Raw genomic sequence first — 17600 nt, forward strand, 5'->3', positions numbered from 1 at the left:
GTCTACGCTGACGGCATGTGCGCGAGCTATGGCCTCGATCCCCGGTTCACCGACGACGCCTATCGGGATGCGCTCGATGCCGATGTCCTCGAAGGGCTCCGCTCGTGGGCAGCGGGCAACGACGGCGAGATTCTGCGCCCCACGGGAAAGAACCTGCGCAACCTGAACCCGATCATCACCGACCCCTCCACTGTGCAGCTTGCCTGGTGGGGGTATCTGGTCAACGGCGCGCCCGCGAGCTTCGCGTCGATCAACACCCGATCGGAACGACTCGCCACTGCCAAGGGGGCACTCCCCGATCGCGCGATCGTGCCGGTCTCATTCTGGCGAGAGATGGTCAAGCCGTCCCGCATCTGGCACCACTTCACCGCACCCGCTGACGGTCTCCTCGGGCTGGCAGCGGTCACTCGGCCCGGACGCACCGCCGACGGTGTCGACTACACCTGCTACAGCATCGTGATGCAGCCCGCTGCGGGGCATCTGGCGCACATCCACGACCGGATGCCCTTGCTCATCAATCCGGGTTTCGCCGAAGAATGGCTCACGACGCCGAACGCACCCGGGGAGTTGATCAACGCGGCCGTTGCGGCTGCCGCTCCGATCAATGAGCGGATCCGTGTGGAACCGGCCGACGGGCGATCCTCGTGATCTGACCGCCACGGTGACGAACAGGTGAACTCTTCCGGCATCGGTTGCGCTTGATATCGACAGGCGTCAATATAGACACATGTCGATTCAAGAGGTTGAACTGGTCATCATCGGCTCCGGCCCTGCCGGATACACTGCCGCCGTGTACGCGGCGCGCGCGGGACTCACCCCCGTGGTGCTTGCCGGTTCCGTGACGGCCGGCGGCGCGCTGATGACCACGACGGAGGTCGAGAACTTCCCCGGGTTCGTCGACGGCATCCAAGGACCCGAGCTGATGGAATCGATGCGCGCGCAGGCCGAGCGCTTCGGTGCCCGCATCCTTCTCGACGACGCCGTTCTGGTCGACCTCGACGGCCCCATCAAGACGGTCGAGACGGGGGCTGGGGAGACATTCCTCGCTCGCGCAGTCATCCTGTCCATGGGCTCCGCGTACCGCAAGCTCGGCATCCCCGACGAGGAGCGACTCACCGGACGCGGGGTCTCTTGGTGCGCCACTTGCGACGGTTTCTTCTTCCGTGAGCAAGAGGTCGTCGTGGTCGGCGGCGGGGACTCCGCCATGGAGGAGGCGCTGTTCCTCACCCGCTTCGCGTCGAAGGTCACCGTCGTCCACCGTCGCGCCGAGTTCCGGGCCTCGAAGATCATGGCACAGCGCGTACTCGACCACCCGAAGATCGAAGTGGCATGGAACAGCGAAGTCGCGAGCCTCATCGGCGCCGAGAAGGTCGAAGCAGTCGCACTGCGCGATACCGTCTCGGGCGTCGAGCGGGAGCTGGCGGCAACGGGAGTCTTCGTCGCGATCGGTCATGACCCGCGCTCCGAGATTGTCACCGGCCTCGTCGGCACCGATGCTGACGGCTACGTGCTCGTCGAGCACCCCTCGACCCGCACAAACCTCGCGGGAGTCTTCGCCGCCGGCGATCTCGTCGACCACACCTACCGTCAGGCGATCACCGCCGCAGGTACCGGCTGCGCGGCAGCGCAGGATGCTCAGCACTACCTCGCCGCACTTGACGAAGTCGCCCCCCTTTCGCGCCGGACCGAGGAGGTCTTCGCGTGATCGCGCCGATCGCCGAGGCCACCCTGCCGGCCTCCACGCCAACCGCCCGCCGACTGTCGACCCTCGATCGGTGGCTGCCACTCTGGATCGGACTGGCCATGATCGGCGGCATCGTCATCGGCCGCTTCATCCCCGGGGTCTCCGACCTCCTGGCCCGCCTCGAGGTCGGTGGGATCTCGATCCCGATCGCCCTCGGCCTGCTGGTGATGATGTACCCGGTGCTCGCGAAGGTCCGCTACGACAAGGTCGCCGCCGTCACCGGCGACAAGAAACTCCTCATCTCGTCGCTGGCGCTCAACTGGCTCGTGGGCCCGGCGCTGATGTTCGTCCTCGCGTGGGCTTTCCTGCCCGATCTGCCCGAGTACCGCACCGGCCTCATCATCGTGGGGCTCGCGCGCTGCATCGCGATGGTCGTCATCTGGAACGACCTCGCCTGCGGCGACCGCGAAGCCGCAGCCGTGCTCGTCGCCATCAACTCGGTCTTCCAGGTCATCGCCTTCTCACTCCTCGGCTGGTTCTACCTCACCGTCCTCCCCGGCTGGCTCGGACTCGACTCGCAGGGCTTGGACATCTCGATCGGACAGATCGCGCTCAATGTCCTGATATTCCTCGGCATCCCCCTCGTCGCGGGATTCGCCTCCCGCTTCTTCGGAGAGCGCACGAAGGGACGCGACTGGTACGAAGACAGCTTCCTCCCGAAGATCGGCCCCTGGGCGCTCTACGGCCTCCTGTTCACGATCGTTCTGTTGTTCGCTCTCCAGGGGGAACAGGTCACGAGTCGTCCCTGGGACGTCGCCAGGATCGCGCTCCCACTCCTGGTGTACTTCGGCGTCATGTGGTTCCTCGGCCTCCTCACGGGGAAGACTCTCGGCCTCGGATACGCACGATCGTCGACCCTGGCTTTCACCGCCGCCGGCAACAACTTCGAACTCGCGATCGCGGTCGCCATCGGCACCTTCGGCGCGACATCCGGCCAGGCGCTCGCCGGCGTGGTCGGCCCGCTGATCGAAGTCCCGGTTCTCGTCGGGCTCGTCTATGTCTCGCTCTGGGCCGCCCGGCGCTGGTTCCATACCGATCCATTCACCGCTGGAAGGATTCCGTCATGAACGTCACCCTGACCACCGCGGACGACACTTGCAGTCCCGTCGCCACCCACGCCATCGGACTCGACGCGGCGTCGTCGGTCGCCGCGACGTTGAAGGCTCTGTCGGATCCGCTGCGGCTGCGGATGCTGTCGGCCATCGCGTCCGACCCGCGCGGGGAGTCGTGTGTCTGCGACCTCGCCGAGCTCGCCGAGGTCTCTCAGCCGACCGTCTCCCACCATCTGAAGGTGCTCAAGGACGTCGATGTCCTCACCTCCGAGCGGCGAGGAACCTGGGTCTGGTATCGGATCACCCCGAACCGCCGCAGCGCGGTCACAGCTCTGCTGGAGTCGTTCGCGCCCGCGACGCTCGCACCCGGGGGTGTCACCGGCGACCACGATCACCCGCGACCGGACTTCGACGCCCGCGTGACCCGTCTCGCGGACGAGCTCGCGGCGGAAATCCCCGACCTCGAGCCCGACGTGGTGCTCACCATCGTCCGAGAGTCGTACACCGCGCTCGCGCGCACCGCCAGGGTCACTTCCGCCCTCGTTCCTCTGACCGAGCGCTTCGCGCGTCAGCGACTCGCCGACCTCACTCGTGACCGCGATGCGTCCGTCCCGCAGGTGCTCTTCGTCTGCGTCGCCAACGCCGGACGCTCGCAGCTCGCCGCCGCGCTCGTCAACACGCTCGCCGCCGGCAAGGTCGTCGCACGCTCGGCCGGATCCGCTCCCGCGGACATCATCCACCCGCACGTCCGCTCGATCCTCGCCGAGATCGAAGGCGACCGGGCTGCCGAGCGCTTCCCGAAGCCGCTCACCGACGACGCCGTCCGCGCGGCCGACGTCGTCATCACGATGGGCTGTGGCGACGTCTGCCCGATCATCCCCGGCGTGCGCTACGACGACTGGGCCGTCGGTGATCCCGCCCTCGCGTCGCGGGAGGGCGTCGAAGCCATCCGCGACGACATCGCCGCCCGAGTGCGCGCGCTCGTTGACGACCTTCTCTCTTGACCACCCCCTCTCGCCAGGAGCAACCATGACTGACACGACCACCGCCAAGCCCTCCGTCCTCTTCGTCTGCGTGCACAACGCCGGACGCTCGCAGATGGCCGCAGGGTTCCTCCGCGACATCGCCGGCGACCGCATCGAGGTCCGATCGGCCGGCTCCATGCCGGCACAGCAGATCAACCCGATCGCCGTCGAGGCCATGAGCGAGCTCGGCATCGACATCACCGCTGAGCAGCCCAAGGTACTGACGACCGAGGCCGTACAGGCGTCCGACGTCGTGATCACGATGGGGTGCGGCGACGCCTGCCCGTTCTTCCCCGGCAAGCGCTACGAGGACTGGAAGCTCGACGACCCGGCCGGCCAGGGCATCGATGCTGTCCGTCCGATCCGCGACGACATCCGCGCGCGCATCGAGCAGCTGGTGAACGAACTGGTCTAGGCGAGGCCCGCGCCCGGGATGTCCTCCGCGGGGAGGAGGTCCCGAGCAGAAGACGGTACCTGGGGCGGATGCGGGGTCCGGAGGATGCTCCGTAGCGTGGATGTCATGATCACAGCAGAAGGCCTCACGAAGAGGTTCGGAGACAAGACCGCCGTCGACGACGTGTCGTTCACCGTCAAGCCGGGCAGTGTCACCGGGTTCCTCGGACCGAACGGCGCGGGCAAATCCACCACCATGCGCATGATCGTCGGGCTGGATCGCCCGACCTCCGGCCGCGCCGCCGTCGCCGGTCGTGAGTACCGCAAGTTGCGCGCTCCCCTCACCGAAGTCGGCGTGCTGCTCGACGCGAAGGCCGTGCACACCGGGCGCACCGCGCGCAATCACCTTCGCGCGATGGCGGCGACCCACGGCATCCCTTCCTCGCGGGTGGACGAGGTCATCGACCTTGCGGGCATCGGCTCCGTCGCCCGCAAGCGGGCGGGCAAGTTCTCCCTCGGGATGGGACAGCGCCTCGGCATCGCCTCGGCGCTGCTCGGCGACCCGCACACGCTGATCCTCGACGAGCCGGTCAACGGCCTCGATCCGGAGGGTGTGCGCTGGGTGCGCCAGTTCGTCCGGCATGCGGCTTCGGAAGGACGCACCGTGCTGCTCTCGAGCCACCTGATGAGCGAGATGGCGCAGACGGCGGATCACGTCATCGTCATGGGGCGCGGTCGGGTGCTCGCGGATGCGGCCCTGGCCGACCTCGTGCGTTCCTGGACCAGGAACACCGTGCGGGTTCGCACGCCCCGACCGGCTGACCTGGCGGCGGCCGTGGGCGGCCCGGATGTGGAGATCGTGAGCTCCGCTCCTGATCTGCTCGACATCGTGGGACTGCCCGCCGCACGCATCGGCGACCTGGCCGCCGATCGTGGCATCCCGCTACACGAACTCACCCCCACCACCGGTTCGCTCGAAGACGCGTACCTCGCCCTCACCGGCGACTCCGTCGAGTACCGCACCAAGGAGATCTCATGACCACGACACAGGCACCCGCTCCCACGAGGCCGCGCGTCGACACCGGTCGACGCCTGACGTTCGTGCGCGCGCTGCGCGGCGAGTGGATCAAGCTCGCCACCCTGCGCTCCACCTGGTGGTCCATCGGGATCGCCGCGGCTCTCACCATCGGGATCGCCGTGCTCATCGCACAGGCGGTCGACATGCCGGGCTTCGAGCCGATCCAGGCCGTCATCATGCCGATCCAGTTCACCATGTTGCTCGCCGGCATCATCGGCGCGATCTCGGTCACCGGGGAGTACTCCACCGGCATGATCCGCTCGACCCTGACGGCCAACCCGATCCGCGGATCCGTGCTGGCGGCGAAGTCTATCGTGCTCGCCGTGTTCTTGTTCCTGTCGTCGCTGATCATCTTCGCCCTCGCGGCCGCCGCGGTCTCTCTCGTCGTGGCACCGCGTGACCAGAGCATCGATTGGTCAGACCCATCGATGTCGCTGCTCCCGATCGTCGTGGCCTCGCTCTCGATGGCGGTCTTCGCCCTGATCGGTGTGTCGTTCGGATTCATCCTGCGCTCCGGCGCGGGTGCGATCGCCGCGACCGTCGGTGTGCTGTTCGTACTGCCGATCGTGGCGAGCTTCTTCACCTTCGCCGGCGAGACCTGGGCATGGCTCGTCGATGCCGCGAACTACCTCCCGGTGGCAGCCGCGCAGAGCGCCATCCTGCCGAGTGATGGCGCCCCGCTCGATACTCCTGTGGCCTTCCTGACGCTGGCCTGCTGGGTCGCCGGCGGCGCCCTCGTGGCCTGGGCGGTTCTGCGCACCCGCGACGCGTAGAGTCGGGTCCGTGAGGAGAACGCGAAGCCGCAGCGACTCGATCCGCGAGGACGAGGAGCTGCGGCTTCCGCGTGCGCCGGGGCTCTTCCGACGCTTCTGGGCGCGGCACCCGGTGCTCGCCGATGTGCTGCTCGCGCTTCTCTGCCTCCTCCTCTCGCTCGTCCCCGCCGGGCGACTCCTGGACGATTCGATCCCCGAGGCGACCGCCATCGCGATCAACATCGCCACGCTGTCGATGGTGGTCCTCGCCTGCAGTACCCTGCTCTGGCGGCGCCGGGCGCCGCTGGCCCCCTTCGTTGCGTCGGTGGTCCTGGGCACCGTGGGCCTGTTCACGGGGTTGTCCGGCGGGCTGATCCTTCTGCTCGTCGCCTGCTACGGTCTGGCGGTCTACCGCTCCTCCCGCGCCGCCTGGACCTGGTACGGAATCGGCGCCGCGTGGTTCGTCGGCCTCACCACTCTGCTCATGCTCTCGGGCGGGGTCGTGCTCCAGAGCGGGCTCGACACCGCCCTCAGCTACATCGTGCTCGGCTTGATCGGCACGCTCATCGGCGTCAACGTCGGAGGACGCAAGCGCTACCTCTCCGCCGTCATCGATCGCTCCCGACAGCTCCTCGTCGAACGCGACCAGCAGGCCAAGTTGGCGGCCGCCTCCGAGCGCGCACGCATCGCCCGCGAGATGCATGACATCGTGTCGCATTCGCTGACGGTGATCGTGGCGCTCTCCGAGGGCGGCGCGGCGACGTCGGACCGCGAGCAGGCGCGCAAGGCCGCGCTCTCGACGGCGGACACCGCTCGTGCCGCGCTCACCGAGATGCGGTCGATGTTAGGCGTCCTGCGTGGCGACGATTCACCGCTGCCTCTCGCGCCGCTGCATCCGGTACCGCCCCGGGACACCGTCGAAGCCGCGCAACGCGCCGGCTATCCGGCCACGCTCACCGTGGTGGGGCAGCCCGATGTCTCCCCCGCAGTCGCACACGCGATCGGTCGCATCGTCCAGGAGGGCGTGACCAACGCGATGCGCCATGCACCGACCGCATCGGCGATCACCGTACGCCTGGACTATGGACCGGACACGGCGACGATCGAGATCGTGAACGACGGCGTCACGGGCGAGGTCGGAACCGCCGGTTTCGGTGTCCGCGGACTGTCCGAACGTGCGGCCCATGTGCACGGCACGCTGCAATCGGGGCCGGCCGGTGAAGGACAGTGGGTGCTGCAGGCCGTGCTACCGACAGGAGGAAGCGCTCCCGGCGCCGGGAGCGAGTCGATGGAAGGCGACAGATGACAGACGCGATCAGAGTGCTCTTGGTGGACGATCAGGAGCTCATCCGAGTCGGGTTCCGCATGGTTCTCGAAGCTGAGGGCGACATCGTCGTGGTCGGTGAGGCCGCCGACGGGAGAGCCGCGATCATGCAGAGCAGGAGCCTCGCCCCCGACCTCGTGCTGATGGACATCCGCATGCCGGAACTGGATGGCATCGCGGCCACCGAGACGATCGTGCGCGAACATCCGCAGACGAAAGTGCTCGTGCTGACCACCTTCGACCTCGACGAATACGCCTTCGGCGCCATCCGCGCGGGCGCGAGCGGTTTCCTGTTGAAGGACGCGCAGCGACAGGAGATGATCTCCGCCGTGCGCGCCGTGCACCGCGGAGATGCCGCCCTCTCACCGCGCGTCACACGGATGCTGCTCGAGCACGTGACGCCGCACCTGGGACCCTCCGCGGCCCCGGCGCCCGACGCGGCGGAGAGCGCAGCGCTCGCCTCCTTGACCGAACGAGAGCGCGATGTGTTCCTGGCGATCGGACGAGGCCTCACCAATGCCGAGATCGCCCAGACGCTCTACGTGGGCGAGTCCACCGTGAAGACGCATGTCGGCCGGGTGCTGACCAAGCTCGCCGCCCGCGACCGCATCCACGCGGTGATCCTGGCCCACAAGCTCGGTCTCGTCGGCGACTAGCGGCGTCGCGTCAGGCCTGGGCGGGACTCCACTCCGAGACCTGATCGAGCACGGCCACCTCTTCCGGGGAGAGTTCGAGGCGTGCTCCCGCGAGCAGGTCGGGCACCTGCTCGACCGAGCGGGCGCTGGCGATCGGTGCGACGACGGTGGGCTGCGCACGCAACCAGGCGAGCGAGGTCGCCGCGATCGACTCACCGTGGGCGTCGCCGATCTCCTCCAGCGCGTCGATGATCCGCAGGCCGGCCTCGGTGGCGTACTTCGCGGCACCCTGTGCGCGCGGAGAGGCCTGGCCCGCGGCATCCGTCGAACGGTATTTGCCGGTGAGGAACCCGCTCGCGAGAGAGTAGTACGGGACGAGCCCGAGCCCGAACTCCTCGGCGACCGGGATGATCGTCTCCTCAACCTCGTTGCGGTGCACGAGGTTGTAGTGCGGCTGCACGGCGACCGGCACGGCCGCTCCGGTGCGCCGGGCGATCTCGATCCACTCCCGGATCCGATCGGCCGAGTAGTTCGAGACGGCGACATGCCGCACCAGGCCATCCGCGACGAGCTGGCCGAACGCGGTGACGGTCTCCTCCAGCGGGACGGTCTCGTCATCGAAGTGCGCGTAATACAGATCGAGCTCGTCGACGCCCAGGCGCATCAGCGATGCCTCGGCCGCCTTGCGGATGTTGCCCGCGGACAGCCCTCGGAACTGCGGGTGCTGGCTGACCTTGGTCGCGACGACGATGCCGGCGGGCTTGCGGGAGGCCAACCATTCGCCGACGATGGTCTCGCTCTCCCCGCCCTCGTTGCCCGCCACCCAGGAGCTGTAGGAGTCGGCGGTGTCGATGAAGTCGCCGCCCCCGTCCACGAAGGCGTCGAGCACCGCGAAGGAGGTGTCGCGGTCGGCCGTCCAGCCGAACACATTGCCGCCGAGCGAGAGCGGGAGCACGTCAAGATCACTACTGCCGATACGAGTCATGTCGGTCACAACCGCCGACGGTGCCTCACGCATTCCCGCTCAGTGTCTCGTCTTCGTCCTGGACTTCCGAAGGACGCCCGACGAGACGCGGATCGGGAGCATGAGCGATCAGGGGGTCCTTGCCGGGGTAGTCGAATCGGGCGAGAACGCATCTCATGGCTTCGAGCCGCGCTCGCTTCTTGTCGTCCGAGGCGATGACGATCCACGGCGCGGCCGATGTGTCGGTGTGGAAGAACATCGCCTCCTCTGCCGCCGTGTAGTCCGCCCACCGATCGACGCCGGCGAGATCCGTCGGACTCAGCTTCCATTGCGTGAGCGGATCCGCGCTGCGTCGCCGGAACCGCCGCCTCTGCTCCGCCTCGCCGACGGAGAACCAGAGCTTGACGAGACGGATGCCCGATCCCACGAGCATCCGCTCGAACGAGGGAGCCGTCTGCAGGAACTCCTCGTAGTCGGCGGACGAGCAGTAGCCCATCACCCGCTCGACCCCGGCACGGTTGTACCAGGAGCGGTCCATCAGCACGATCTCCCCACCGGAGGGCAGGTGTGCGACATAGCGCTGGAAGTACCACTGGGTACGCTCGGCATCCGTGGGCTTGTCGAGAGCGACGACCCGCGCCCCGCGCGGATTGAGGTGTTCCATGAAGCGCGTGATCGCCCCTCCCTTGCCTGCCGCATCCCGCCCTTCGAAAAGGACGAGCACACGTTCGGAAGCGCTCTTGACATGGGATTGGAGCTTGAGGAGTTCGATCTGCAGCAGTCGCTTCTCGTATTCGTATGCCGCCGCGGAGAGCTTCTCGGTGGGCGGATAGCCGTGCTGCCCCTCCGTCGGGAACGCGGCCACGTCTGATGCTCTCATGAGGTACGTCCCTTCCGACCGGGCGATCCGAGCGCACCGCGCCTCACCGCGGCGCAGGTGGCCGGACCGGGGAGGCGGCCACCTGCGCCGTCTCCCCCGGTACGACTCCATCGGGCACCGGAGGATCGGCGTGGGTAACATATCACCCACTAAGGTGATATGTCAGGATACGAGATCACGCCGCAAAATCGGCGAACGGCGCGAATCGCGACTATCGTGCGGGGATGGGAACGATCCAGTACGGCAACGGCGAAGAGATCCACATCGAAGATCGCGCGCTCGCCCATCTGAAGGTGGTCATCGCGACCAAGCTCCGCCGCAACGAGAGCTTCACCCTGTCCTGGCGTCATCCCGATGGCGAACCCGCCGGACGCTCGACGATCTGGCTGCACCCGTCCATTCCGCTGCGTTTCACCTTCGAGGCACCCGAGGCACCGCAGCTGAATCCGACCTGGATCCAGAACCTGATGCACTCCGCGAGCTCGACGGGCGGGATCAGCCTCGTCGACGAGGTGCTCGACGTGCCGCAGGGGGTGTGACGCCATGGAATCTCGCGAAGAGCACTTCAACAACGGCCACCCCACGGGGAATCCCGCGAAGCAGGAGCGACACGTTGAGGTGAGACGACGAGCATTCCTGGCGGGTGCGGCCTGGTCGCTTCCTGTGATCGCCACGGCCGTCGCGACACCGCTCACCGCCGCATCGGTGGATGCCCGTGGGCGATTCGTGATCGAGTCGATGCAGGGCGGCACGTGGATCGACCCCCAGTACTACGGAGCCTCGATCCAGCTTCGCAACGACGATACGCGCGCGACCACGTTGCCGGTCGAGCCCATCACCAGCGGTGTCGTCGTGGTGACGTTCGCCTCGGTCGATGTCGGTGCGCTTCAGCCCGCCGTCATCGCGAACGCCGGAGGTAGCAGTCCTGTCGTCGCAGCACTGCCGGCGACCGACCCGACGTGGACGGCCGGAGGCGCTGTCGACAACGGCGACGGCACAACCTCCTACACACTGGTCTTCGCGGGGTCGGTGGCCGGGCAGGGCGTGACCCACGTCAGCTTCGGCATCCTCGGCTCGAGCCCGCTGCATTCTGGCATCACCGTGGAGGTCCGAGCCACGGGCGACCCGACGGACGGGACGACGAGCTCTCGCACGGTGACCCTGTTCTGAGCGCCATCGGGTGAGTGTGCCGCCGGTCACCCCGTCCGGGTGAGAAGAACGGCAGCGCCCGCGTCGAGGGCCGCAGAATCGGCTCATGCACAGAGGCGCCTCGGATGAGCCCACCCCCACGACACGTGTTCTGGACATCATCACGGTCGTCCTGCTCTCGGTGACCGCGGTCGTGACGGCGTGGTGTGGCTTCGAGGCCTCGAAGTGGGGCGGCGAGATGTCCATCGCGTTCAGCCAGGCCTCCAGCGCTCGCGTTCAAGCGGCTTCCGCCCAGTCCACCGCCCAAGCTGCGCGACAGTACGACCTCACGCTGTACACGGAATGGGTTCTCGCGGAAGCCGACGGGCGGGACGATCTGGTGAGCTTCGTCGAGGAACGCTTCACCGAGGAGTTCGCGGTGGCTTTCGACGCGTGGACCGCAGAGGGACGCACCGCGCGCGGGCCGTTCGTGATGGAGGAATACGTGCCGCCGGGCACACGGGAAGCCGAGCAGTTGAGCGCGCGAGCGGATGCGAAGTTCGACGAAGCTCTCACAAACAATCAGCGCGGCGACAACTACTCCCTGCTCACCGTGCTGTTCGCACTCGTCCTGTTCTTCGCCGCGATCTCTCAGCACCAGGCGGTCCCCTGGCGACGCCGGGTGTTCCTCGGCCTGAGCGGCGTCATCGTGCTGTGCGGACTTGCTCTGTTGATCACGTTCCCGATCAAGATCTGACCCGGGTGGGCGCCGCCCCGACAAGAACCCCCGCCACCGCCGCCATCAAAGATAGGCGATGTGCACGTCGTCGATGAGGCCGTCGAAAGGAAACGGCATTCGATCCGCATACCGACGTGAGACGGGGCCGCCGTATGCACGCCCGATATCGAGGCAGTCGTTCGCACTGAACAGCAATGGCGCGCTGACCGGCACCACCCCGGACGCCACCTCGACGCCGTCGGCCCGGAGCACGACCTTCAGCGGACCGCCTGGTCGACGTTCCACGTAGTCCGTCACCACTTCGATCACCGACTCCCCTGGGGCGAGAGGCGACTCTGTCGCGATGGTGGTCCGTTGGATGAGGAAGAGGTTGTACTCATAGGTGAGGACACCGTCATCGAGGAAGCACGTCAGCCCGCCTCCCGAGCCCCCGAGCTTGTACAGAACCCCGTTCGCCCGCTCCGGAAGGGTGACGCCCAACCGGACCACGTTCGGCTTGTTGCCGAGAGCGGGAGCGCAGAACTCCGGAATGCGGAACGTGTCGCCGGTGAAACTCCACTCCGTATACGGCGGCGCGATGCGCTGTTCCGGATGGAGGGCGACGACCCACAGTCCGCCCCCGACGGGCAGCACCTTGTTCTTGGCCGCTTCCATGGCGAAGAGCTCTTTGAGCTGCGCGAGCTTCTCCGGGTACTCCGACGCCACGTCGTGGGCCTGGCTCCAGTCGTGCTCGAGATCGTAGAGCTCCCACTGGTCCTCATCCGGGGTCCAGGTCCGGATACCCGCAGGCAGACCTTGCACCCAGGGCAGACGCGGCCCGATCGCGGAGGCCATCCACCCGTCCGAGTAGATGGATCTGCTCCCCATGATCTCGAAGTACTGCGTGTGCCGGCGTCCTTCCGCCTCCGCATCGGCGAGCGAGTACGCGAAGCTGACGCCGTCGAGGGGCTCCTGGGGGATCCCGTTCACCACGTCGGGTTCGCTGATTCCCAGGATGTCGTAGATCGTCGGCACGACGTCGATGACGTGGTGGAACTGAGTACGCGGAGTCGCATCGGGCTGGAGCCGCGCGGGCCACTTCACGATGAGCGGGTTCCGAGTGCCTCCGAGGTGCGATGCCAGAAGCTTCATCCCTTGGTAGGGAGTGGAACCCGCCCAGGCCCAGCCTGCGTGATACTGGTTGTCGGTCGCGGGCGTGCCGATCGCGTCCAGTCCTCCGAGCTCTTCGAGTGCGGCGATGTGATCGGAGACGTTGCTCGGGATGCCGTTCTGCGCGAGCAGCTCACTGATGGTGCCGTTCTGCCCCTCGCCGGACGAGCCGTTGTCGCCCCACAGGTAGAGGACGATGGTGTTCTCTCCGTAGCCGAGTCGTTCCACCTCGTCGATGACCCTGCCCGCCTGCACGTCGACGTGCTCGGCGAAACCGGCCGCGACCTCCATCAGACGACGTTGGAATGGCTTCTCGTCATCGGGAATGTCATCCCATGCGGCCATTTCGGGATGGCGGGGAGTGAGCTCGGCATCGGCGGGGATCCACCCTGCACTCTTGGCCCGTTCATGGACGCGCTCACGGTACGCATCCCACCCGTCGTCGAACTTGCCCTTGTACTTGTCGGCCCAGTCTTTGGTGACGTGATGGGGACCGTGGATCGCTCCGCTCGCCCAATACATCAGGAACGGCTTCTCGGGCGCGAGCGCCTTGTGCGCGCGGAGCCAGCCGATGGCATCATCGGCGATGTCCTCGCTCAGGTGATAGCCCTCCTCCGGCGTCTTCGGCGGCAGCACGACCGTCGTGTTGCGCACCAAGTTCGGTTCATACTGCGACGCCTCCCCCGCGAGGAAGCCATAGAAGTACTCGAACCCGTATCCGGTGGGCCACCTGTCGAAAGGACCGGCGGCGGTGGTCTCCTCCGCGGGAGTGTTGTGCCATTTCCCCCACGCCGCGGTGGAGTAGCCGTAGTTGCGAAGCACCTCCGCGACGGTCGCCGTGCTCTTCGGAATGTGGCCGGAGTAGCCGTCCCAGTCGTTCGCCAGTTCGGCGATCTGTCCGTTCCCGACCCGATGGTGGTTTCGCCCTGTCAACAACGCCGCTCTCGTGGGCGAGCACATCGCCGTCGTGTGGAACCTGTTGTAGCCGACGCCCTCGTCACGCAGCCGGTCGAAAGTCGGCGTGCTCACCTCGCCGCCGAGCGACGTCGGCAATGCGGGGCCTGCATCATCGATCAGAACGATCAGGATGTTCGGCGCATCCGAGGGAAGATGCGACTCGACAGGCTTCGGGGAATACGTCGATTCCTGCATGATGCGCCCCGCGACGCTTCCCGATGGCGGCGGCGGAAAGGGCAGCACCCTCGCGGGCGGCAACGGTGCCGAACGAATCGGCCGAACTCCTTCGGATCCAGCAACCATCGACTTCTCCGAACTCCCGCCAGAGACGAAGGTCGGATCGATCCGAGCACCGCGCACTGGATGGCGCTCAAAATAGCGCATCGACAGGTCGTCGACAAGACTTCGTCGCGTCGACGAGGGGCCCCATCAGGGCTTTTCACCGCTCGGGATCTCGGACTTCACGGCCCGGGCATGAGCCGAGAAGTACCTCAACGAGGTCAGAGAGCAGAACATGCGCGACCGCGCAAAAGGGCGAGCATCATGAGCCGCGCCAGGTCTGGTAAGAAGTCAGCTTCCCGCCGTCGCGTCCTGGTCGGTGAGTGCCTGTCTCATCGCTTCAGTCCTCAGCGAGTACCGATCGAGAACCGCGTCGTAGGTCTCCTTCGCTATCGCCAGTTCTTCAGGGCTCGCGCCCTTCATCGCGGCGATGAGCTCAGTCGCAGCCGTCACCAGCTCCGAAGTCTCGGACTTCGGCTTGCCCTTCTTCCCCATGCGCACATCGTACGACGCACCACCTGTCTCGAAAGGCCCTCCTCATGACTGAACCGTCATCACCGTGGTGGGAAACCTCACGGCCGACCCCGAGCTGCGCTACACGCAGAACGGGCTGCCGGTGGCGAACTTCACCATCGCTTCGACGCCTCGGAACTTCGACCGCGCTGCGAATGAGTGGAAGGACGGCGATGCGCTGTTCCTCCGTGCATCCGTGTGGCGCGAGTTCGCCGAGCACGTGGCGGGCTCGCTGACGAAGGGCATGCGCGTCATCGCGCAGGGCCGTCTGCGTCAGCGCTCCTACCAGGACCGCGAGGGCAACCAGCGCACCGCGATCGAGCTGGAGGTCGACGAGATCGGCCCCTCGCTCCGGTACGCGACCGCGCAGGTCACCCGTGCAGCATTCAGAGGCGGCCAGAGCGCGCCGGACACGGGCGGTCAGGTATCCGAGGAGCCGTGGTAGACGCCAGGCTGACGGATGGGGAGGTGGGAGCTTTGAAGATGACACTCCATTCTGACCAAGTGCCTGCGGCGCTCAGCTACCCCGCCACACCACTGTTGTTCGAATCCAGATCCGCGATACCGATGGCCGGGAGCCCCCGCAGCACGGCCCCACGGTCACCCAGGTTGATCTTCTCAACCCACGAGGTCGTATCTGCAGGCATGTGCGCAGCAAAGTCCCGGGACTTCAGCTGCCCTCGTAGCCACAGTTCGATTGCCGTGGCGAGCCAAAGCATCGTCCTCCACATGTGCTCCAGAGGTTCGCTGTCTGATTGGTTGACGACGATGCAGATATACTTCGCAACGGCGACATCGCGGCCATCCAGATGACCAGCGAACGCATTCAACTCCTGCTCGTACCTGAGGTTCGCCTCGTCCAGCGCCTCCATGTCCAGAGCTGCGGCAGCGCGACCAATTCCGTTGAGCGATCGGATGAGCTCAATCGCCTGTGCACGGACACGATCCTTCTCCGCGCGGACGCGCTCGCGACTCGTGATCCACAACGCGATCGCGGCGCTCACGAGGATGGCGGCCACGGGGACCACCACGGCACCCAACAAATCGAACGGTATCTCGACGATGACAGAGTTCGGCATGCGTCGAACTCTACTGGCGGGTGCGCGGTGAGTTTCCGGGTGAAGTACAACGGCGTCCGCGGGAACGACTGCGGCGACCGGATCCACGAGGACGACGAGGTCGAGTACGTCGACGGCGTGCTCGTCCACGTCCACTGCCAACCGTCCAACGAGGGCGACCCCGAACCCCGGCCCGTCTGCACGACATGCTGGACCACCATCGCACTGAACGGAGCATGCCTGTGCTAAACCAGATCCTCTGCGTCGCCGCCTGGCCCGGCGTCCCCTCGGTCGCCCCGTGTAAGGCCCCCGACGTGCACCTCGAGACGTGCACGAACGACGACTGCCACGGATGCTTCCCGAGGGCAGCGGAGCGCGGGTTCCTGTGCGCCGCGCACTACGACCGCGTCGAGCACGCATTGGCCCGGTGGGACGGCTTCTCCCGCCGGGCCCGGCAGCTCGGCCTGTCGAAGGCCGTCCAGCGCGACAACGCGGCGTCCGCACGACCGCCGAGGGGCACGTGAACCTCACGGGCGTGTACCTCGCGCTCGACGAGTGCCGCCGGCACCTCCGCTCGAACCCGGGCACCGCCGACCAGTGGGTGCACGCCGAGGCGGGCGCCGCCGACGCAGTCCACTTCGCGGCCGCCGCCGACCGCGCCTACCGCTCCTACCGCTCCTACCGCTCCCACGAAGTCGAAGAACGCCCCCACCGCATCCGCCGGGTCCGCTGCCCCGAATGCCAGCAGCAGATGATCTGGCACCCGCCCGCCTGGTACGAGGGCCACGTGGCCGTGAAGTGCTCCAACGACGAGTGCCGGCACGTCCTCAACCAGGACGAATACGAAGAACTGGAGCAAGCATCATGACCGAGTCCACACCGACCGCCGAGGAGGTCCGCGACTACATCCGCGCGGTGGATCACGTGACAGCGCACATGTTCTTAGCGGCGGCCGACTCCGTCGAAGCCTTCGATCGTTGGCTGGTTGCTCATGATGCCGAGGTGCAGGCGGAGCGGGATGCCGAGGAACCGAGCGACCAGATTATGACACTGATCCTTGACCTCACCGACCCGGACGATTGCTCATTCGATCACCATGGCGGATGCCAGGCGCACGGCTACCTGTCGTTGAAGCCTGGCGAACTCTGCCCTCAAGCCGAGGCGAAAGAACGTCTCGCTGGGTGGGTACCGGCAGGGCAGGAAGGAGCCGAGACGTGAATCGATCAGACCTCCGAGTACGTCACTCGCTCGACACCCGCGAAGAGCGGGTTCGAGGGCTGGTGCCGAACCCAACCGATGCCGTCCCAGAAGTGGCGCGACGTCGCGTTGTCATTCAGCGCAGTCAGGCGCGGCGTCGGGTACATCTCGCGGATCGCAAGCGTCGTCGCGCGCCCTACCCCCTGCCTACGAGCGGAAAGCGCGACTTCGAACGCAAGAATGTCCAACTGCCCGTCCGGCATCGAACCCAGCAGTGGATGGGAGAGCGGCCCCTCGTCGAGGATGAACTTGCAGCGCACGACCTCGACACCGGCACGCCGGCCGGACAGCCAACGGCCGTCGTCGACACGGTGCTCTTCTTCCCACCACGGGGCAGGGAACTCCGCCGAGGGAGCGAACACCTGCCAGTAGACACCCACCTCGCGCGGGGACACCTCCACAAGCTCCACGGATCCTACGACCATACGCCGACAGTACTCGAGAGAGGAAACAGCAATGCCTGAGCCGAAGGAGTGGGTGACCGCGAAGGAAGCCGCCGCGCTGATCGGGCGTCACGTGTCACAGGTGTACCGGTGGATCGACGCCGGCCGTCTCGCCACGCGCGCCCGCCCCGACGGTGTTACCGTCGTCCTGTCAAAGGCTGTCCTCCGCATAGAGCCCAGCGTTCGCCGTGGCAGGCCCCGTGGCGCAGTCGGGCGTCGGTGACGCTCGC

General features: G+C 67.0%; 23 protein-coding genes and 1 pseudogene. 18 read left to right on the top strand and 6 right to left on the bottom strand.

Going from position 1 to position 17600, the window contains the following annotated elements:
* Positions 1–15: 15 nt before the first annotated feature.
* From LVJ59_RS16180 to LVJ59_RS16220, 9 genes are all read left to right on the top strand, one after another.
* The gene (locus LVJ59_RS16180; protein ID WP_232763782.1) at positions 16–648 is read left to right on the top strand and encodes an SOS response-associated peptidase family protein; all 633 of its coding nucleotides are present in this window, start codon (positions 16–18) and stop codon (positions 646–648) included.
* A 79-nt stretch (positions 649–727) separates the two neighbouring features.
* Complete coding sequence (trxB, locus tag LVJ59_RS16185) at positions 728–1705, top strand: thioredoxin-disulfide reductase (RefSeq protein WP_232763783.1); 978 nt, start codon at positions 728–730, stop codon at positions 1703–1705.
* Positions 1705–2811, top strand: a complete 1107-nt coding sequence (arsB, locus tag LVJ59_RS16190) for an ACR3 family arsenite efflux transporter (RefSeq protein WP_308191519.1) — start codon at positions 1705–1707, stop codon at positions 2809–2811. Before trxB ends, arsB begins: the two co-directional genes overlap by 1 nt.
* Entirely contained in the window at positions 2808–3800 is a 993-nt protein-coding gene (locus tag LVJ59_RS16195) for a metalloregulator ArsR/SmtB family transcription factor (protein WP_232763784.1), read from the top strand. The genes arsB and LVJ59_RS16195 overlap by 4 nt, the downstream gene beginning before the upstream one ends.
* 25 nt (positions 3801–3825) lie before the next feature.
* The gene (locus LVJ59_RS16200; protein ID WP_047521495.1) at positions 3826–4236 is read left to right on the top strand and encodes an arsenate reductase ArsC; all 411 of its coding nucleotides are present in this window, start codon (positions 3826–3828) and stop codon (positions 4234–4236) included.
* A gap of 105 nt (positions 4237–4341) precedes the next feature.
* Entirely contained in the window at positions 4342–5253 is a 912-nt protein-coding gene (locus tag LVJ59_RS16205) for an ABC transporter ATP-binding protein (RefSeq protein ID WP_047521497.1), read from the top strand.
* Entirely contained in the window at positions 5250–6065 is an 816-nt protein-coding gene (locus LVJ59_RS16210) for an integral membrane transport protein (protein ID WP_047521499.1), read from the top strand. The genes LVJ59_RS16205 and LVJ59_RS16210 overlap by 4 nt, the downstream gene beginning before the upstream one ends.
* A 10-nt stretch (positions 6066–6075) precedes the next feature.
* The gene (locus LVJ59_RS16215) at positions 6076–7350 is read left to right on the top strand and encodes a histidine kinase (protein ID WP_232763785.1); all 1275 of its coding nucleotides are present in this window, start codon (positions 6076–6078) and stop codon (positions 7348–7350) included.
* A complete protein-coding gene (locus LVJ59_RS16220; RefSeq protein WP_232763786.1) occupies positions 7347–8024 on the top strand; it encodes a response regulator transcription factor in 678 nt (225 codons plus the stop codon). The genes LVJ59_RS16215 and LVJ59_RS16220 overlap by 4 nt, the downstream gene beginning before the upstream one ends.
* Positions 8025–8034: 10 nt before the next feature.
* Here the strand turns inward: LVJ59_RS16220 and LVJ59_RS16225 are convergent, their stop codons facing one another.
* Together LVJ59_RS16225 and ppk2 are read right to left on the bottom strand one after the other, a co-directional pair.
* Complete coding sequence (locus LVJ59_RS16225; protein ID WP_232763839.1) at positions 8035–8988, bottom strand: aldo/keto reductase; 954 nt, start codon at positions 8986–8988, stop codon at positions 8035–8037.
* A gap of 25 nt (positions 8989–9013) precedes the next feature.
* Positions 9014–9847, bottom strand: a complete 834-nt coding sequence (gene ppk2, locus LVJ59_RS16230) for a polyphosphate kinase 2 (protein ID WP_232763787.1) — start codon at positions 9845–9847, stop codon at positions 9014–9016.
* A gap of 224 nt (positions 9848–10071) precedes the next feature.
* Between ppk2 and LVJ59_RS16235 the strand changes: the two genes are divergently transcribed.
* The 3 genes from LVJ59_RS16235 to LVJ59_RS16245 all read left to right on the top strand — a co-directional run bounded on the left by LVJ59_RS16235 (position 10072) and on the right by LVJ59_RS16245 (position 11732).
* A complete protein-coding gene (locus LVJ59_RS16235; protein WP_232763788.1) occupies positions 10072–10386 on the top strand; it encodes a hypothetical protein in 315 nt (104 codons plus the stop codon).
* Positions 10387–10390: 4 nt separating this feature from the next.
* Positions 10391–11017 (top strand): hypothetical protein, encoded by a 627-nt coding sequence (locus tag LVJ59_RS16240; protein WP_232763789.1) that lies wholly within the window; start codon positions 10391–10393, stop codon positions 11015–11017.
* A gap of 85 nt (positions 11018–11102) precedes the next feature.
* Entirely contained in the window at positions 11103–11732 is a 630-nt protein-coding gene (locus LVJ59_RS16245) for a hypothetical protein (RefSeq protein WP_134351933.1), read from the top strand.
* 45 nt (positions 11733–11777) lie between these two features.
* On the opposite strand, the gene LVJ59_RS16250 is transcribed toward LVJ59_RS16245, so the two are convergent.
* Both LVJ59_RS16250 and LVJ59_RS16255 read right to left on the bottom strand, forming a co-directional pair.
* A complete protein-coding gene (locus tag LVJ59_RS16250) occupies positions 11778–14015 on the bottom strand; it encodes an arylsulfatase (RefSeq protein WP_232763790.1) in 2238 nt (745 codons plus the stop codon).
* A gap of 375 nt (positions 14016–14390) precedes the next feature.
* Positions 14391–14594 (bottom strand): hypothetical protein, encoded by a 204-nt coding sequence (locus LVJ59_RS16255; RefSeq protein ID WP_232763791.1) that lies wholly within the window; start codon positions 14592–14594, stop codon positions 14391–14393.
* Positions 14595–14652: 58 nt separating this feature from the next.
* Here LVJ59_RS16255 and LVJ59_RS16260 point away from each other — a divergent pair.
* Positions 14653–15112, top strand: a pseudogene (locus tag LVJ59_RS16260) (single-stranded DNA-binding protein).
* A gap of 21 nt (positions 15113–15133) precedes the next feature.
* Here LVJ59_RS16260 and LVJ59_RS16265 read toward each other — a convergent pair.
* Positions 15134–15691 (bottom strand): hypothetical protein, encoded by a 558-nt coding sequence (locus LVJ59_RS16265; RefSeq protein ID WP_232763793.1) that lies wholly within the window; start codon positions 15689–15691, stop codon positions 15134–15136.
* Between the two features lie 27 nt (positions 15692–15718).
* Between LVJ59_RS16265 and LVJ59_RS16270 the strand changes: the two genes are divergently transcribed.
* The 4 genes from LVJ59_RS16270 to LVJ59_RS16285 are packed head-to-tail and all read left to right on the top strand — an operon-like array spanning position 15719 to position 16888.
* Positions 15719–15919: a hypothetical protein gene (locus tag LVJ59_RS16270; RefSeq protein WP_232763794.1), complete on the top strand. Its 201-nt coding sequence runs from the start codon at positions 15719–15721 to the stop codon at positions 15917–15919.
* Positions 15907–16194, top strand: a complete 288-nt coding sequence (locus LVJ59_RS16275) for a hypothetical protein (RefSeq protein ID WP_232763795.1) — start codon at positions 15907–15909, stop codon at positions 16192–16194. Before LVJ59_RS16270 ends, LVJ59_RS16275 begins: the two co-directional genes overlap by 13 nt.
* On the top strand, positions 16191–16538 hold the full coding sequence (locus tag LVJ59_RS16280; RefSeq protein ID WP_232763796.1) for a hypothetical protein: 348 nt from the start codon (positions 16191–16193) through the stop codon (positions 16536–16538). Before LVJ59_RS16275 ends, LVJ59_RS16280 begins: the two co-directional genes overlap by 4 nt.
* Positions 16535–16888, top strand: coding sequence for a hypothetical protein (locus tag LVJ59_RS16285; protein ID WP_232763797.1), 354 nt, complete (start codon positions 16535–16537; stop codon positions 16886–16888). Before LVJ59_RS16280 ends, LVJ59_RS16285 begins: the two co-directional genes overlap by 4 nt.
* 5 nt (positions 16889–16893) lie before the next feature.
* Here the strand turns inward: LVJ59_RS16285 and LVJ59_RS16290 are convergent, their stop codons facing one another.
* Positions 16894–17352, bottom strand: a complete 459-nt coding sequence (locus LVJ59_RS16290) for a hypothetical protein (protein WP_232763798.1) — start codon at positions 17350–17352, stop codon at positions 16894–16896.
* 31 nt (positions 17353–17383) lie between these two features.
* Between LVJ59_RS16290 and LVJ59_RS16295 the strand changes: the two genes are divergently transcribed.
* On the top strand, positions 17384–17593 hold the full coding sequence (locus tag LVJ59_RS16295; RefSeq protein WP_232763799.1) for a helix-turn-helix domain-containing protein: 210 nt from the start codon (positions 17384–17386) through the stop codon (positions 17591–17593).
* The last annotated feature ends 7 nt before the right edge of the window (positions 17594–17600 follow it).

Source organism: Microbacterium sp. KKR3/1 (assembly GCF_021272365.1).
In the GTDB taxonomy this organism is placed as follows: domain Bacteria; phylum Actinomycetota; class Actinomycetes; order Actinomycetales; family Microbacteriaceae; genus Microbacterium; species Microbacterium aurugineum.

Excerpts from the sequence above, each read along its gene's own strand:
- LVJ59_RS16180 (WP_232763782.1), top strand. The coding sequence starts at position 16 with ATGTGCGCGAGCTATGGCCTCGATCCCCGGTTCACCGACGACGCCTAT.
- trxB (WP_232763783.1), top strand. The coding sequence starts at position 728 with ATGTCGATTCAAGAGGTTGAACTGGTCATCATCGGCTCCGGCCCTGCC.
- LVJ59_RS16195 (WP_232763784.1), top strand. The coding sequence starts at position 2,808 with ATGAACGTCACCCTGACCACCGCGGACGACACTTGCAGTCCCGTCGCC.
- LVJ59_RS16200 (WP_047521495.1), top strand. The coding sequence starts at position 3,826 with ATGACTGACACGACCACCGCCAAGCCCTCCGTCCTCTTCGTCTGCGTG.
- LVJ59_RS16205 (WP_047521497.1), top strand. The coding sequence starts at position 4,342 with ATGATCACAGCAGAAGGCCTCACGAAGAGGTTCGGAGACAAGACCGCC.
- LVJ59_RS16210 (WP_047521499.1), top strand. The coding sequence starts at position 5,250 with ATGACCACGACACAGGCACCCGCTCCCACGAGGCCGCGCGTCGACACC.
- LVJ59_RS16220 (WP_232763786.1), top strand. The coding sequence starts at position 7,347 with ATGACAGACGCGATCAGAGTGCTCTTGGTGGACGATCAGGAGCTCATC.
- LVJ59_RS16225 (WP_232763839.1), bottom strand. The coding sequence starts at position 8,988 with ATGACTCGTATCGGCAGTAGTGATCTTGACGTGCTCCCGCTCTCGCTC.
- ppk2 (WP_232763787.1), bottom strand. The coding sequence starts at position 9,847 with ATGAGAGCATCAGACGTGGCCGCGTTCCCGACGGAGGGGCAGCACGGC.
- LVJ59_RS16235 (WP_232763788.1), top strand. The coding sequence starts at position 10,072 with ATGGGAACGATCCAGTACGGCAACGGCGAAGAGATCCACATCGAAGAT.
- LVJ59_RS16240 (WP_232763789.1), top strand. The coding sequence starts at position 10,391 with ATGGAATCTCGCGAAGAGCACTTCAACAACGGCCACCCCACGGGGAAT.
- LVJ59_RS16245 (WP_134351933.1), top strand. The coding sequence starts at position 11,103 with ATGCACAGAGGCGCCTCGGATGAGCCCACCCCCACGACACGTGTTCTG.
- LVJ59_RS16250 (WP_232763790.1), bottom strand. The coding sequence starts at position 14,015 with ATGCAGGAATCGACGTATTCCCCGAAGCCTGTCGAGTCGCATCTTCCC.
- LVJ59_RS16255 (WP_232763791.1), bottom strand. The coding sequence starts at position 14,594 with ATGGGGAAGAAGGGCAAGCCGAAGTCCGAGACTTCGGAGCTGGTGACG.
- LVJ59_RS16265 (WP_232763793.1), bottom strand. The coding sequence starts at position 15,691 with ATGCCGAACTCTGTCATCGTCGAGATACCGTTCGATTTGTTGGGTGCC.
- LVJ59_RS16275 (WP_232763795.1), top strand. The coding sequence starts at position 15,907 with ATGCCTGTGCTAAACCAGATCCTCTGCGTCGCCGCCTGGCCCGGCGTC.
- LVJ59_RS16285 (WP_232763797.1), top strand. The coding sequence starts at position 16,535 with ATGACCGAGTCCACACCGACCGCCGAGGAGGTCCGCGACTACATCCGC.
- LVJ59_RS16290 (WP_232763798.1), bottom strand. The coding sequence starts at position 17,352 with ATGGTCGTAGGATCCGTGGAGCTTGTGGAGGTGTCCCCGCGCGAGGTG.
- LVJ59_RS16295 (WP_232763799.1), top strand. The coding sequence starts at position 17,384 with ATGCCTGAGCCGAAGGAGTGGGTGACCGCGAAGGAAGCCGCCGCGCTG.